Origin of the sequence: Thiomicrorhabdus sp. (genome assembly GCF_041583835.1) — a bacterium.
GTDB lineage: Bacteria > Pseudomonadota > Gammaproteobacteria > Thiomicrospirales > Thiomicrospiraceae > Thiomicrorhabdus.
In genome coordinates, this window is the sequence record NZ_JBFHFC010000004.1 from 72,487 (window position 1) to 88,152 (window position 15,666).

A 15,666-nucleotide genomic window follows, 5' to 3' on the forward strand; every position below is an offset into this window, starting at 1 on the left:
GTTGGTGGCGATAATGAACGCAAAACATTTTGAGTCAGACTGGCTGAAACGCAATTACATGGTTAACTTTAAAGTGTTATTGCTTGCCGTTGCGTTGGCTTTTGCGACGGCCTATTTAAAGCCCGACGTTTATTTTGCCAGTACGGTTTCTAAGCTTCAGCTTGAAGCCGTTGTGCCTTCTCAAATAGGCCAGTGGAAACAAATCCATCTAAATGTGCACGGGATTGTGACGCCGGAACAGAAAATCATTGAAGAAGAGATATACAGCCAAGTATTGGAGCGGTTTTACGAAGATAAGCAGGGATACCGGATTATGCTTTCGATTGCTTATGGAAGCGACCAAAGGGACGGATTAAGCCTTCATCAACCAACGGTCTGTTATCCGGCTCAAGGATTTGAGGTAGGTGAAAAAGAGAGGGTTTTGTTCGACCTGGATGGTCGGTCATTGAGTGTCGAACGAATGGTCGCAAAGTATCAGTCCAGAACCGAGCCGATTACCTTTTGGTCGATGATTGGCGAGCACCCATTCAAAAACGGATTGGAAAAGAAAATCCAAGAAATGCGTTATGGTTTTCAAGGACTCATTCCGGACGGGTTGTTAATTCGTGTATCGTCGATAGATGCTGATAAAACGCGGGCATATGAACGCCAGCGAGCCTTTCTTGAAAGTTTCATCGGTGCGTTGCCGAATGAGTTCGAAGCGCGGTTTATAGGAGGCCGAAATGGGTAGCGAGTGGGCGGAACGCTGGAATCGTGTTTTGAAGATGATTGAGGTCATTGAGGATGAAGAAGCACTAAGTGAACGTATTGAGCAACTCGTCAATACACAAACCACCCAAATACTCGCGTTTGTGAATGCCCATGCGCTCAATCAAGTCGTGAACCAATCCGAGTTTTATGAGTCGCTTGTGCAGGCTGACCTGATTTTCAGGGACGGGTCGGGTATTGAAATGTTGTTTAAATCAAATGGCATGAACCCCGGGTTAAACCTTAATGGTACGGACTTGATTCCAAGAATATTGAAGCAGTCCCGAAATAAGAAAATTGCGCTTTACGGGACGCAAGAACCGTATCTCGGAAATGCAAAAAATACGATCGAACAGTGGCTGGACGGTGACGCCGTTTTATCTGAGCTTGATGGTTTTTTGGATTTTTCAGATTACATTCAGGCCGCTAAAGAATCAAAACCGAATGTCATTCTCTTGGCGATGGGCATGCCTAAACAGGAGTTGTTGGCAAGTCGTCTTAAAGTGGAATTGGATCATCCGTGTTTAATTATTTGCGGGGGGGCTGTTTTAGATTTTATAGGCGGCAAGGTCAGTCGCGCGCCAAAATGGATGCGTGATTCAGGTATTGAATGGCTTTATCGTCTTGCTATCGAGCCCAAACGTTTATTTAAGCGTTATGTGATCGGTAATCCTCTGTTCTTGTCACGAGTGAAAAAACTCAAGGCAATCAATAAAGGGCCGCTTCTTGATGGGGGGTAATTCCCGATGAGTCGGAGAATCCAGAATGAGCGGTCTGAAAACAGGGGATATTTAGGATGAATCGAATTTAAATCAATCATGAAACGTATGCGTAGGAAAAAATAGTGACTCTTCGACAATCAACCATTATTAATGTGCTTTGGAGTTTTTTTGAACTTTCGTTGCGCAAAGGGGCGGCCGTATTGGTTACCTTGGTGCTGGCATGGTTGTTGACGCCTGAAGATTTTGGTTATGTGGCGATGTTGAGCATTTTCATCGCGGTTGGGATCGTGTTTGTAAACGGCGGATTAAATGCGGCGTTGATCAGGTCTGAGAATGTATCAGACCTGGATTTGAATAGCGTTTTTTTCGTTAACCTGTTTTTGGGTGCAGTGTTTTATGCGTTTTTGTTTTTGTCAGCCCCGTTTATTGCCGATTTTTATGGTCATGAAAGGCTGGTAGAGCTAATAAGAATTGCCGGATTAGCGGTTATCGCTCAAGGTTTTACAATCGTCCCCATGGTCGTTTTACAGCGTGAGATGCGTTTTAAGCTGCAATTGAAGACGACTTTGCCAGCTTCGGTTCTTTCCGGGCTGGTTGCCATTTTATTGGCTTATTGGGATTACGGTGTATGGGCAATAATTGCTCAAATGGTTCTTTTTCCGATTATAAACGCCGTATTTTTATTCAGCTTAAAGTTATGGGTTTTCAAGTTTCAATTTAGCTTTGGTTGTTTGAGGCCTTTGTTGAATTTTTCTTCGTTTATGCTGGTTGATGGGGTGTCGAGGGAAATCTTTGCAAAAATGTATTCTTTAGCCGTTGCTAAGTTCTTCGGAATTACTACGGCGGGTCTTTACTTTTTTGCTGAGAAGGTTAAGGACTTGGTCATCTTGCAATTGGTCGGTGCAATTCAGCAGGTTACTTTTCCGGCTTTATCCAAAATTAACGGAGATGGAGACAGACTGAAGGAAGGGTATAGAAAAGTCGTTCAGACGTCTATTCTTGTTGTTTTTCCTATACTGGCACTATTAGCGGCGCTTTCGGAACCTTTGTTTAGGTTTTTGCTGCCGGAAAAATGGTATGGAGCGGTGGAGTATCTGCAGCTAATGTGTTTACTGGGGCTTTGGGCTCCGTTGAACCAAATTAATTTAAACATTTTGATGGTGAAGCATCGATCCGATGTGATTTTTTATATTGGTGTTTATGAAAAACTGCTAAAACTCGCTTTTCTTCTTTTGGCCATTCCCTATGGGGTGACGGGGGTGATTATCGGAGAGATTATTGCTCTTTTATTAGCGTATTTACCTAAGTCGTACTATATGTCAAAACTCTTGGGCTACAGTGTTTACGAACAAATAAAAGATATTTTGCCGATTTTATTTTTATCGTTAGGGGTTTCGGCAGGGGTGTATTTGGGTGCAGGACTTTTGGAGTGGCCTGCTTTCTATGAGTTGATCGTCTTGGGAACCACCGGCCTCTTAGTGTATTTATTGTTTGCTAAATTGCTTAAATTTCATGCGTTGGAGTTACTTTTGGAGATGGTGCGTTCGCGTTTATCAAAAGTAGCCTGAGCGGTGTTTTTACGCTTTTAAATAAGTAACGGTGTTTGAGGCATCGATATTGAAAGCCGGAAAAAGGTTTATGAATATTGGAAGGATTGAATCCGAGTGATTCAGTGTTTTGTTTGATTGTGTTTTTAGGGGAAGTAACATGAATTATCGTTCAATCGCCGATGCATCGAAAACGGTTGCCTCAAACTTATGGAAATTACCACAGGACATTGATTTGGTCGTGGGGATTCCCCGGAGCGGAATGTTGGTCGCGCCGATGGTCGCCTTGCACTTAAACATTAAATTTTGCGATATCGAAGCATTTATAAATAATCATAGACTTAGTCATGGTTATACAAGAAACACCCAAAAAACAGAAATCGAGTACCCTCAACAAGCCAAGAAAATATTAGTGATCGACGATAGTGTCAGTTCCGGTACCTCAATGACAAAAATAAAAGAACGCCTGTCCTCTTTTGAAGAGGATTTTGAACTGATTTATGCGGCAGTGTATGCGTGTAAAGGCGGGAAGGAGTTTGTAGACGTCTTTTTAGAATTGGTACCGCATCCCCGGTACTTCGAATGGAACCTTTTACATAGAGAAGAGACCTCGACTTTTTGCTATGACATTGACGGAGTCTTATGTCTTGATCCGACCGAAGAAGAGAACGACGATGGTGATGCTTATCGAAATTTCATACTGAATGCCGAGCAGGTTGCACGTTCCAGCAAACCTCTGGGATATCTTGTTACCAGTCGATTGGAGAAGTATCGCGCTGAAACAGAGGATTGGCTTCAAAGTAGAAATATTGAGTATAAAGAGTTGTTTATGGTGGATTTGCCTGATGCACAGACAAGGCAGAAGCTTGGCAGATATGCTTCATTTAAGGCCGAGGTCTATGGTTCTTTGCCTGAAAGCAGGTTGTTTATAGAAAGTGAGAACTGGCAGGCCTTTGATATTGCAAACGCGACCGGCAAACATGCTCTTGATTATAAAAATCAGCTGCTGATTACGCCCAATTCCAGTTTGAATAGAGTGACGGAAATTGTTCGGCATGACTTCAAGCGGAAGGTGAAACGCCGTTTGAAGAAAATGATGGGTCGATAACGATTATAGCTCCGGAGGTGATTAGATGAAGGTGCTTGCTAAAGAACAGATTAATTTTAGGAGTATCAACGATTTAAATGAGTTGGTATTGAGCAAAATCCCCAGCCTTCCTGAAGAGATCGATCTAGTCGTTGCCGTTCCCAGAAGCGGGTATCTGGTTGCCGCCATGATTGCATTGAACATCAATACCAGAATGTGTTCATACAACGAATATATTAATGGACTCACGCCATTGGGAGGCCAGAGAACTAACCGCCTTCAGGAAGATGGGAAACAGGTTAGAAATGTGCTGATTGTGGATGACTCCGTTTCAACCGGTTGGGAAATGAAACGCTTGAAGGAACAGGTAGCGTCTCTAAATTTGGATGACCGGATAACTTTTTTGGCCGCTTATGTTTCTACTCAAGGCATGGCAATGGTTGATATTGCACTTGAGAAGCTGGACTATCCCCAAATGTTTGAGTGGAATCTCTATCATCATCCGCATCTGAAAAGAAGTTGTATGGAAATGGATGGGGTTATTTGCCTAAAACCGCAGGCTAAAGAGCTTGCAACAACGAAAGCCTATGAAGCATTCATCAATAATGCAAAAGCCAGAATTATTCCTACTGTTGAGGTGGGGTTTATCATCGCAGATAGGCCGGAACGTTACCGCGAACAAACCGAATCATGGTTGCGAAAACACAATGTGCAATATGGCATGCTGATAATGAACCCCGATGATTCGGTTTTAACAGAGAGCGAAGATCAGAATCGTTCTCTCACATATAAAATCAATCAGTATTCGAGTCTGGATGCATTTTTGTACATCGGTTATTCAAAAGAGGTTGCTTCGGAGATATTCAATAAGACGCAAAAAGCCGTTTTTTGCGTTGAAAATCACACGTTTATCAATGCGAAAGTATCCAATACGATTACCCAGATGAAAAAAATTAAAAGGCGCCTTTCTTTTTTAAAGCGCGGATAAAGTATTTTTAGACGATAAAAGTATTTACCCCCTTAACCTTAAAGAGAATACTTATGAGAATACAGGCTTTCGACTACTTTAGGGCGATCGCAATTTTAATTATCGTAGCGGGACATACATACGGTTATTATTGGCAGAGAGATGCACTTTGGGAACAAATCATGTCCAACCTGATCACCGGTGGAACGGCTCTGTTTGTGTTCATTTCCGGTTTCTTTTTCCATTATGTCTTCTACAAAAGGTTTGATTACGCCGATTTTTTGATTAAAAAAACAAAGTTTGTATTTGTGCCTTTTTTGGTACTGACTGTATCGTTGATTGTTTTCGGCTTGTTATATGGGGCTGATTTTACCGCTTATCAGGAGTATTTTTACAAAGCGCCCTCTACATTAACGGACTATTTCGAACTGCTGATTTTTTATCTTTTCACTAAGGGATACGCTCTGCCGTTTTGGTTTATTCCTTTTATTATGTTGATCTTTATCGCATCTCCTCTTTTCTTGTTTTTCATCAAGCGTACTCAGTTGCAACAGTCACTGATCATATTAATTACGTTAATCGTATCTTTGTTGATCCATCGTCCGTTCGATAACATTAATCCGGTTCATTCGTTCTTTTACTTTTTACCAGTTTATTTAATTGGTATTTATGTTTCACAGTACCGTGAAAGAGTAATGGAACGGCTTCAGGGGAAGGTGATGATATTGTTGGCAATCGTGCTTTTGTTAGCGGTTTTTCAGGCTGTTTTCCTTAATAATGTGGGCAACTTCATGAAAGCCGATCCTTTTGAATATGCGGGAATAGATGTGATTCTGTTGCAGAAAATTTTCCTTTCTCTGTTTTTTGTTGCTTTGCTGTCGCGTTATGAAGATCGAGAAAGTGTGTTACTTAAAAAACTTGCCGACATGAGTTTCGCAATTTTCTTTCTACATGGGGTCGTCATTATCTTTTTAAGAAAGCTATCATTTGATGAATTTATGAATTCGATCTTGCCGGGACCCGCTTTTTTTATCATTAACTTCTTTGTCGTACTGAGCATTACTATAGCGGCGGCTTATGCCGTTAAGTTCGTCTTCAAGGCTAGAAGTAGATACATCATCGGCTGGTAAGGCCTTTTATAGGCAATAGTGATCGTTTAGCTATTTATCTCTTTGTTATGTATAGAGGGCGGAGATATTCTCAACCATTGAATGGTTTGTAATGGAGGTTTTCATCGCCTCAAATGCATTGGCGGTGATCCGTTGCCTTGCCGTTTGGTTTTGGGAATAAGCGACGAGCTTTTCTTTGAAATCCGATAAGTCCCATTCGAGAGAAATATAAGTTTCGTCCGCTACAAAAATATCGGGAAAAACCCTAAGGTGATCCATATTCGGCTTCAAAAGTAATGATCCGGTTGCGAAGGCTTCATAATCGCGCCAGCAAATTTCTCCATATCCGAATGGGCTGAAACACATTTTGGACTGGGCCATTTCTTTAAAAAATTTGGATCGTTTAACGCGTCCTTCGGATGCGATTTCCAATTCGGGCAGTTGCAGGTTGTCTAAGGCATCTTTTGATTCCTGTCGCATGGCCTTATACCAGGGAACACCATTTACGGCTAATCGAGCATGCAGGTCAATCGGGCGTGAAGAATGGGGGTTTAGATTGCCTAAAAACAGGTCGATCATTTGGGGAGACAGGCCAAAATTACTCCAAAGCATTATTTTGTTTTCAAAGTTCTCGGGAGGAATGAACTGCATTGTTTCGAGTTCCAGATTATGTCGCTTAGCGTAATAATCACTTAAGTTAGTATCACCCACCGTCGGTTTGGAATAGTCACTATAATCGGAATAGGTTTGTTTCTTAATGTAGGTATCAATGTAGGGACCGACAATTGAAGACGGTCTGATGTGTAAAGGCGCATACCAATCCATAAATGCGATGTCTGCATTAGGGTACACTTCTTGTAAATGTTTAAAACAGGCCTGCATCAGCTCGGCCGGCATTTCATATTCAGCTTGGAAAAAAATACGTTTTATCTGCGGTTGAACAGTGATTTTAGTGTGATGATTGACTTCATCGATCAGGTCTGTGGTGATGATTTCGCAGAAGACTAACCCTAACTTTTTTTTCAGTTCGTTTTCATACCAGTAAAAGGGGTAGAGCATGGTTTCCGAAAGTTCGTGTTTGTAGGAAACCAATAGGGTATTGGCATTTTTGGGCGTGCCGTCTGTCCGAGAAATATTTTTCAGTTTTTTTCTGAGCTTGAATGCGACCTTGCGTTTCAAAAAGTCTAAGTAAATTTTATTCATAATCTTTGTCCTTTTGAGAAACTGCATTTGGTATATCGGGTAGGCAACCGGATTTTACGATTTGACTCGGATTCCCAATTACTAAGGAATAGGGCGGGACGTCTTCGGTTACAAAGGCGCCGCCGGCAATACGTGATCCTTCACCAACCGTCACGGCACCGACAATAATCGCATTGGGGCCAATCCAAACTCCGTCCTTAATATGCGGATAACCGATCAATTCGTTCCCCTTTTCCGTTATACGGTCTCGCCTTCCAAGAGTAACGCCATGAAATAGGGTGACGTTGCTTTCAATGATGCAACCCGGCGCGATGACCAGGCCCCATCCGTGCGTAATAGCAAGCCCAGGCTGTATTTTCGTTTCCCAAGGCAAATCGATGGAAGCAAGATTGACTGAGATTTTGTGAACGACTCTGAATAGAGGGAAAAAAATCAGTTTCAGGGGCATGGGCCACTTTTGACTGGCCTGACAAAGTCTGAGTGTGATGATTGAACGAAAATGGCGGTTAAAGAAGAAACCTTTGAGCGTATTCAGTCGACTATGATTGCCGTATTGGCGAAATGTGTCGGCTTTAATGGCTTCCGACAATGAATGGTTCGGATAGAGGGTGTCCATTATGGTTTTCCGTGTGTATGGATCAATCGACTGTAGACTTGGGCGACGCCTTTCGCCATCGCTTTGTCCGAGTAATAATTCGCTTGCCTTTCGAGTGCTCTTGCGGCTGTTTTATCGGGTTCTTTTTTGTTGTTAATGTAGTTGAGTATACCGTTGGTGAGAGAATGCTCATCATTAGGAAGTACAATTTCACCTGAGAGACCGTTTTCTAATACATCGGGAATGCCTTCCACTTCGGTTGAGACGACCGGAATGCCCATTGACATGGCTTCGATCACGACCATTGGTAACCCTTCGCCAAATAAGCTCGGAAGTACAAAGAGATGCATATCCTTCATTTCTTTATGGACATCTGAGCTGAAACCGGTCCATTCGATTAGCTCCGTGATACCTAAATCTTTTGCCATGTCTTTAATTGTTTGCTCGTATTGAGGGGTTTCAAATGTTCCTACGGCTTTAAGTTTGACCTTGGTCCCGGTGGATTTGAGGTGATGGATCGACTTAAGAAGCACCTCCAAACCTTTTCGGGGGCGAAATAAAGCTACCGTCCCGATAACCCATTCTCCATTTTGAGGTGACATCCAATTAACTTTGTCATTTACGATGGGGACGCCGTTGAAGACAGGCGTGATTTTAGATTTGGCTACGCCGTGTTCGATTAGATAGTCCTTCAAACTGAGAGAGACGGGAATGAAATGATCCACATTCGGTAGTACCAATTTATCTTCGATAAAAGCGTTTAGAAAATTCCGGAACGGGTTTTCAGTATCTCTTAAAGTAGGACTGTGCTGGTGATGAATGAGAGGGATATTCAATGATTTTGCTACTTTTCGTCCGATTAAAGCGCTTCTTGCCGTATGGGTGTGGACGATTTTGAAATTTTTATCACGAATGTGGTCGATTATCCTTTTGCTCACACCAAAATCGAATTTGGATGACATTTGAAATACGTCAGAAGGAGAGGTGGATTTTCTTCTTTTATTGAACTCTCCTTCCTTTAAGCAGATAAATTCAACATCAAATCCGAGTTCGGGCAAATTCATGGCAAGCAGATCCTGTACTCGCTCGGCGCCGGCGAAGAATTCCCCATTTATGATGTGCAGTATTTTGTCTGACATAGTTACGGCCTATCGTGTGTAATATCTGAAAAGGTTGAATCGATTTTAGCGAGTGTGGCTTGCGAGCTGAATAGACCTCTAATCAAACCGGCGGCATTGAAATTCCATGAAATGACTGAGTAGAGGGCTTTACTAAAACTTTTTTTGCGGATACTCATTAAGCCGATTGGAGCGATGGCGATTAAAGAGAACAGTGCCAGGGTGCTGCCCCAGTTCAAAGGCAGGAATAAGGTCACAATTAGAACCAACCACCACACGATCGTGGCTAAATAAATGCGGAGTTCTTTAATGTCTTTTAACAATAGTTTTAGATGCGGTTTGCCGATAGCTGCACGCAAAACTTCACCTAAGCCATTGATGTATCGAGTTTTCCAGCGTTTTGTCAGTAGTTGGTAAGGTGGGGCGTCATGTCCCCAGTGACGTACGGCTTCTGACTCGATACGGTAGAGTTTCCAGTTTTTAGATCGGAGTCTGACAGCTAAATCCAGCTCTTCATAGCTGTGTAGATTCCGATTCGAAAAATAACCGACGGAATCGATTGCGCTTTTTCGGTAAAGCCCTCCCATGTCCAAACGATCGACCAGCCCAGGTTGCATATGATGAGCGGCACGTTCGACGCGAGCCAGAAATTCCAGGCTTTGGGTGTTCATTTCAATGACTTGGCCTCCGACCCCGCCGGCTTGAGGGGTCTTTCTCATGAATTCGAGTGCTTTTGGCAAAAAGTCCGGTAGCATCTGCATATCACCGTCCAGAATATATACGAATTTACCACGAGCGAATTGGTAGCCTAGTTGCGGCCCAATTCCGCAGCATCGCTCGTTCGGGTTTGCCAATTGCACGATTTTGATCGGGTATCTTTCGGCAATTTCAATCGTCCTGTCCGTAGAATAGGAGTCTGCCAGAATAACCTCTCCTCCAACGGAGTCGACAGCTTGCAGTGCGCTTTCAATGGCTGTCGCAATGCGTTTTTCTTCGTTTAGAGCTTTGATAATGATACTGACGACGCAGGTTTGTGATGGAGTGTCTGTATTCATTTTTCAGCCTCTTGTTCACCGGAATCGTTTTGGATCGGTGAGGAGGTGTCGAGCGGTTTTTGCTCTACACCTAAGGTTTTGATTTTGGCCAGCACACCGACTGCGAGTGCGCCGGCAGGAACGTCTATCAGTACGACGGCATTGGCGCCGATGACGGCATCGTCTCCTATTGTGATGCCTCCCAATATTTTGGCTCCGGCGCCGATATTCACCCGGTTTCCGATTTTGGGCGCTTCAAGAGGAGCATCCAGACGTCGGTTCCCAATCGTAACCCCTTGTCTTACGATACAGTCGTCACCCAATACGGCATTGCCATGTATTACAATTGCCCCTGAATGTTCAATCGTTAGCCGTTGACCAATTTTTGCCGATACTCCGATGGTGACGCCAAATAGCATTTCCCCGATTTTGGCGAAAATCAGGTGAATAATGCCTAAAGGCCAACGAATAAGTTTTGTTGTAAAACGATAGCGTAAGTGTCCAAACCGATAGATTTGTAAAGCCCAAAAACCTAAAGATAATAGACCTTCTTGTGAGGCTTTAAGATCTTGGAAAAATGTCCAGCTTTTCACGATATTTCCTTTCTGCCTGAGCGTTGTTGGTTCCAGGTTTTAATGGTTTCCGGCTTTAAAAACAAGGCCATGAATAAAGTCATCCACCAGCGTTTGGTTTTGATGGCGGCCAAGGCTTTCAATATTAGTTCTATGGCGGATTTTCTATTGTTTAGAACAAGGTATTGTCTGGCACGAAGTAATTTTTCTTGAGCGATAAATACTTTTGTAGGGCATCTAAGTTGGCGAGGGATGTCTTTGTTTTGAAGACGTTTGACCATTTGTTTGATGAAATAGCTCTCTTCGGTCGGGCTGTTCCGTTCACTTAGACTGCCTGCTTGTTCTACACGGTAAGCGACTAATTCTAAATTCAGATAATGGATTGGTGCCTGTTCTGCAAGTCTGAACCATAAGTCTAAATCTTCACCTTTGGACTCACCTTCTGGGAACCATACCGTTTGTTTCATTAGGAATTCTCGTTTTACACAGATTGAACTGGTAAAAAACGGAATCCCTTGCATCCATCGAGTCGGTAAGTTCTCTATGATTTCGAGCTCGGGTGGATTGAGAGGCCATGGAGTCGGTTGCCAATCAGGGGTATCTTGAATGCAATAGAATCCTGAAGCGATCGTTTGTGCGGCAGGAGTTTGCTTAATAACCTGGAATAGATGCTGTAAATATTCCGGATGCCACCAGTCGTCTGCATCTAAAAAAGCGATCCAGCGGTGTTTTGAATTTTTGATCCCTGTATTTCTAGCCACTGATACCCCGGAATTTGCTTGGGTGATGAGGGTGATTCGAGAATCTTCAAATTGATTAATTATGTCAATGCTCCGATCGGTAGAACCGTCATCCACCAATAGGACCTCATAATCTTGGTAGCTTTGATCTAAAACGGATCGAAGTGTTGTGGCCAGACAATGCTCTTTATTGTATACGGGAATTACGACGCTAAACATGATAGGCCGTCCTTGAATTAGGTTCGACCGATTTGGTTCTGGCGTGCGTATGGCCGGAAGAAATCAGGATTAACAGTAAGTAGTAGGGTAAGACGTTCAGACCGATTGTTCCCAGAGTAATAGGCACTTCGGTAATGGAGTTCAAGCAAAGTAATGTCATTAATGTAAGGGAAAGCCCTTTAGTTTGTCCGGCAATTTTGATTGAGTGGAACAGCATGTAACCAAATAGCAGAACGACTCCTGAAAATCCGATTATGCCCGAACGTCCCAAAGCATCAATGAATTGGTTATGGCCGTGGGTGGCGTTCATCATTCCTATGCTTTGACGAAACTCAGGAGAGAAAAGGCCCGCTCCGTAACCAAAAATTGGATTTTGATGGAATTCATTCAGCGCTATTTCCCAGATAACATCTCTTCCGGTAAGTGTGACCAGGTTGTGGATTTTTTCTGCGCCGAGGTATTGATAAGCGAGTGCTTGGTAATCGAGAAACAGCAGAACGGACAATGCCATGATCAACAATAGCACTCCGCCTGAAATATAGGTATAGAGCCCGAATTGGTAGAAGTTGGTTTTATCGGGATGTTGATTCTTAAAGTCTTTTGAAAGATAGAAAAGTATGAACGGCAACCCGATGATGAACGAGACCATGACCGTTTTGGATTGAGTGAGAACGAGCGCGACGAAGCAGAGTGAAATAACCAACTTGTTCGTGGTTTTTTTGCCGTAGGGATAAGCCAGCGTGATCCAGATGGCAAGAGCGGCAAACAGCCCCATGCTGGTTGCATGAGGCGCCAGGCCGAATAATCTAGGCAGACCGGGTATATAGCCTTGGCTGTAGTTCATATCCAGGGCACTGAGAGGTTGGATGAAAATGAATGCCAAGCTCGCGATTACAAAGCCGACGATGGCGTTGCGGGCATGTTTGATGACATCCTGGGGGTCGTTTTGAATACTGAGTGCGATACCGATTGAGAGGGCCAAAGAGTAGAAATACTTTATTTCAAGTTGACCTTGGCTGGTAATGAATAAGGGAATAAACAGGTTGGTAATCCAAAAGTAGGTCAGTACCAATAACATTGCGATTCGTGCGCCGTCCCAACGATTGTGTTGTAAATAGTTGACGGTTCTTTCCAGGGCGGCGAGCATGGTGAAAAGGGATGCGAAGCGTGTCAGCCATTCGGCAATCGGGTTGGTTAAAATAGCGCTTTGAAAGTATTGCCCTTCATGCAAAAAATCCCTGTTTGAAAGTAACATGGTTGCTGCACTGCTTATGAGAATGGCATAAAAATAGTACTTTAAAACACCGTCTTTAGCCTTTGATGCCGCTTTGATACCCATAAATACGGTGATGGTCGCAATTAAGGCGGTGATGAAACCGATTATGGGAGAAGCGATAAGAATCATAATTGTTTTTCTCTATTTCGTTAAGTGAGAACGTGATTACAATTTCAAAGTAAGTTCCGCAAACACCGAGTTACTTTCGAAGTTTCTCAAGGAACCTGTCGAGTCGCGGCTTTCATGTTTCAACTCAGAGCTTAAGCTTATTGTGTCATTGTATTCATATTGCCAAGTCAGGGAGGCCGATTGTAGCGTGTCGGTAAATCGTCCCGCTTGTTCATAAAAGCCGGGATCACCTTGATAATCCCTATATTCATTTTTTAAAGTCAGTTGTAGGTTGCTTTTTGCGGTGACTTGCCAAGATGGCTCTACACTGAACGCGGTCGATTCGGCATAACTGGCGGATATTTCTTCTGTCGGGTTGATCTCGTTGTAGAACATCGTCTGAACTCTGAATTTAGGACTTTTGTTCCAGATGGCTAGAATTCTTCCGGAAAAACCTTGAAAGTCACGGGCTTTGAGGTGGTCGTTGGTCAATGACTGGAATCCGGCTTGGCTGATTAGGATCAGTTTTTCATAAGGTCGCCAGTTGCCGGTTAGGTAAACCGAGTCCAGAGTGTATCCGCTGTCGATGGTTGAAACGCCGTCAATATAGTCGCGAGCAGGGTATGTGGATTGTTGTTGTTTATATTTTAGGCCAATCAGATTTTCTCGTTTTGATGTGTAGACAATCCGCGTTTCGTAAATTTGGTCTTTTCTGTTATAGAGATTGTTAGGGTCGTCAACAAAGTCTAATTTATTGTCACTGTAACTTGCTCCGAGTTTCCAGTCCGGTGCAATGGCGAAATCGGCTGAAATGCCCAAATCGTTGATGGTTTGCTGTGAACCGCTTAATCCAATTGTTTGATTGTCGGAAAGGTTGGCTAATTTTTTTGTGTAGCGATGGGTGATGTCGCCTTCCAGGGCGCGGCCGATTTTCCAGTTAAAGCTGGTATCCAATTGTTCTTGAGTGTTGTCTAGTTGGGAATTGTTTTGATAATTGTGTTGAGTGAGCAGGCCTTTGATTTGCAATGTCTGTTGTGAGAATTCAACATTGACATCCAATCCGGCACTGAGTTGGGTGACGGAATCCTCACGCTTTAATGTACTGGTTGAGTTTTTGTCGAGCCTTAGGATGTTGTCATCATATAGGTATCCAGCCGAAAAAATGGGGGTAATTGTACCTTCAACGGCTTTCGCAGGTGTGGACAAGACCGCTAAAAGCGTGACTATGCCTATTGAGTATCGGCGCTGGATATAATGTTTCACGATTAGCCTGCCTTAATTTATAAGTTTGTAAATTTGATCGCCGTGAATGGGGACTTAATCACGACCATATAAATCTCGAGTGTAGGTTTTTTCTAAAACGTCTTCCAGGTTTTGATCAAGCCGGTTGGCGACGATAATGTCGCTTTGGGCCTTGAATGTTTCGAGGTCATTGATTACGCGCGAATTGAAAAAGGTATCGTCCGTGAGTGTTGGTTCGTAAATGATGACCTCTACTCCTTTCGCTTTGATGCGTTTCATGATTCCTTGAATTGCAGATGCCCTGAAATTATCGGAACCGTGTTTCATTACTAGACGATAAATTCCGACTTTTTTGGGAGCGTTCTTGAGGATTTGCTCGGCGACAAAGTCTTTTCGTGTGGTGTTGGCTTCAACAATCGCCTTAATAATATTGTTTGGAACTTTTTCGTAATTGGCTAAAAGCTGCTTGGTGTCTTTAGGTAGGCAATAACCGCCGTAGCCAAATGAAGGGTTATTGTAATGGCTGCCTATGCGAGGGTCGTAGCCCACGCCTTCGATTACTTGACGACTGTTAAGGCCGTGACTTTCGCAATAACTATCTAACTCGTTGAAATAGGCGATACGCATGGCTAGGTAAGTATTGGAAAATAGTTTTATGGCTTCCGCTTCGGTGGCATCCGTGAGTAGCACCGGTGTATCCGTGTTAAGTGAAGCTTCCGCGAGTAGGTTGGCGAAAATTTTCGCGGTTTCACTTTGTTCTCCGACGACAATACGAGAAGGATAGAGGTTGTCGTAAAGTGCTTTACCTTCCCTTAAAAATTCGGGAGAGAAGATGATAATCGAGTCGGGATATTTTTGTTTTATGCTGTCCGTATAGCCGACGGGAATGGTCGACTTGATAATCATGGCTGCATTCGGGTTGTATTGTAAAACGTCCTCAATTACAGCTTCTATAGAACGGGTGTTGAAGGTATTGGTTTGTGTGTCGTAGTCAGTAGGAGTAGCAATGACGACAAAGTCCGTACCTTGATAGGCGAGTTCTTTTTCGGTTGTGGCTGTTAAGTTTAGAGGTTTCGAAGATAAGTATTCCTGTATTTCTTTATCTTCGATAGGGGATTTTTTTTGATTAATGAGTTCAACTTTTTCCGGAATGATATCAATCGCTATTACCTGATGGCGTTGAGCGAGTAGTACGGCAAGTGATAGTCCTACATACCCCGTTCCGGCAACGGTAATCTTATAGGTGTCTTTATGAGGTGTATTCATATCCTTATTTCCTAGCGTTTTAGCTCAACCACTTCAAAAGGCTTGAACAATTATTTAGTGAAAACGGTAAAAAACGCGTTAATTAAATCAATTGCACAAAAGAACTCACTAAAT

At 43.1% G+C, this 15,666-nt stretch carries 15 protein-coding genes; 6 read left to right on the forward strand and 9 right to left on the reverse strand.

Translation table 11 applies throughout. The features are described from left to right. The first annotated feature begins 13 nt into the window (after positions 1 to 13). From epsI to ABY044_RS03460, 6 genes are all read left to right on the forward strand, one after another. Positions 14 to 730: an exosortase-associated protein EpsI, B-type gene (gene epsI, locus ABY044_RS03435; protein WP_373018184.1), complete on the forward strand. Its 717-nt coding sequence runs from the start codon at positions 14 to 16 to the stop codon at positions 728 to 730. Beyond that, positions 723 to 1,487, forward strand: a complete 765-nt coding sequence (locus tag ABY044_RS03440; RefSeq protein WP_373018186.1) for a WecB/TagA/CpsF family glycosyltransferase — start codon at positions 723 to 725, stop codon at positions 1,485 to 1,487. The genes epsI and ABY044_RS03440 overlap by 8 nt, the downstream gene beginning before the upstream one ends. Positions 1,488 to 1,621: 134 nt before the next feature. Then, the gene (locus ABY044_RS03445; RefSeq protein WP_373018367.1) at positions 1,622 to 3,037 is read left to right on the forward strand and encodes a lipopolysaccharide biosynthesis protein; all 1,416 of its coding nucleotides are present in this window, start codon (positions 1,622 to 1,624) and stop codon (positions 3,035 to 3,037) included. 139 nt (positions 3,038 to 3,176) lie between these two features. Then, the gene (locus tag ABY044_RS03450; RefSeq protein WP_373018188.1) at positions 3,177 to 4,124 is read left to right on the forward strand and encodes a phosphoribosyltransferase family protein; all 948 of its coding nucleotides are present in this window, start codon (positions 3,177 to 3,179) and stop codon (positions 4,122 to 4,124) included. 25 nt (positions 4,125 to 4,149) lie between these two features. Further along, complete coding sequence (locus ABY044_RS03455; protein WP_373018190.1) at positions 4,150 to 5,091, forward strand: hypothetical protein; 942 nt, start codon at positions 4,150 to 4,152, stop codon at positions 5,089 to 5,091. 53 nt (positions 5,092 to 5,144) lie between these two features. Further along, a complete protein-coding gene (locus tag ABY044_RS03460) occupies positions 5,145 to 6,200 on the forward strand; it encodes an acyltransferase (RefSeq protein WP_373018192.1) in 1,056 nt (351 codons plus the stop codon). Positions 6,201 to 6,245: 45 nt separating this feature from the next. Here ABY044_RS03460 and ABY044_RS03465 read toward each other — a convergent pair whose 3' ends face one another. From ABY044_RS03465 to ABY044_RS03505, 9 genes are read right to left on the reverse strand one after another with little or no spacing between them, the layout of a single operon-like run. Continuing rightward, positions 6,246 to 7,382 carry a hypothetical protein gene (locus tag ABY044_RS03465; RefSeq protein WP_373018194.1) on the reverse strand — a complete coding sequence of 379 codons (1,137 nt, stop codon included), beginning with the start codon at positions 7,380 to 7,382 and terminating at the stop codon, positions 6,246 to 6,248. After that, positions 7,375 to 7,998, reverse strand: coding sequence for a serine O-acetyltransferase (locus tag ABY044_RS03470; RefSeq protein WP_373018196.1), 624 nt, complete (start codon positions 7,996 to 7,998; stop codon positions 7,375 to 7,377). The genes ABY044_RS03465 and ABY044_RS03470 overlap by 8 nt, the downstream gene beginning before the upstream one ends. Then, positions 7,998 to 9,116 carry a glycosyltransferase gene (locus ABY044_RS03475; RefSeq protein ID WP_373018198.1) on the reverse strand — a complete coding sequence of 373 codons (1,119 nt, stop codon included), beginning with the start codon at positions 9,114 to 9,116 and terminating at the stop codon, positions 7,998 to 8,000. Before ABY044_RS03475 ends, ABY044_RS03470 begins: the two co-directional genes overlap by 1 nt. 2 nt (positions 9,117 to 9,118) lie before the next feature. Then, positions 9,119 to 10,150 carry a glycosyltransferase family 2 protein gene (locus tag ABY044_RS03480; RefSeq protein WP_373018200.1) on the reverse strand — a complete coding sequence of 344 codons (1,032 nt, stop codon included), beginning with the start codon at positions 10,148 to 10,150 and terminating at the stop codon, positions 9,119 to 9,121. Beyond that, positions 10,147 to 10,722, reverse strand: a complete 576-nt coding sequence (locus tag ABY044_RS03485; RefSeq protein ID WP_373018202.1) for a serine O-acetyltransferase — start codon at positions 10,720 to 10,722, stop codon at positions 10,147 to 10,149. Before ABY044_RS03485 ends, ABY044_RS03480 begins: the two co-directional genes overlap by 4 nt. Next, complete coding sequence (locus ABY044_RS03490) at positions 10,719 to 11,660, reverse strand: glycosyltransferase family 2 protein (RefSeq protein ID WP_373018204.1); 942 nt, start codon at positions 11,658 to 11,660, stop codon at positions 10,719 to 10,721. Before ABY044_RS03490 ends, ABY044_RS03485 begins: the two co-directional genes overlap by 4 nt. Further along, positions 11,653 to 13,065: an O-antigen ligase family protein gene (locus ABY044_RS03495; protein ID WP_373018206.1), complete on the reverse strand. Its 1,413-nt coding sequence runs from the start codon at positions 13,063 to 13,065 to the stop codon at positions 11,653 to 11,655. The genes ABY044_RS03490 and ABY044_RS03495 overlap by 8 nt, the downstream gene beginning before the upstream one ends. 36 nt (positions 13,066 to 13,101) lie before the next feature. Continuing rightward, positions 13,102 to 14,307, reverse strand: a complete 1,206-nt coding sequence (locus ABY044_RS03500; protein ID WP_373018208.1) for an outer membrane beta-barrel protein — start codon at positions 14,305 to 14,307, stop codon at positions 13,102 to 13,104. Positions 14,308 to 14,361: 54 nt separating this feature from the next. Further along, positions 14,362 to 15,552, reverse strand: a complete 1,191-nt coding sequence (locus ABY044_RS03505) for a nucleotide sugar dehydrogenase (protein ID WP_373018210.1) — start codon at positions 15,550 to 15,552, stop codon at positions 14,362 to 14,364. Positions 15,553 to 15,666: the final 114 nt, after the last annotated feature.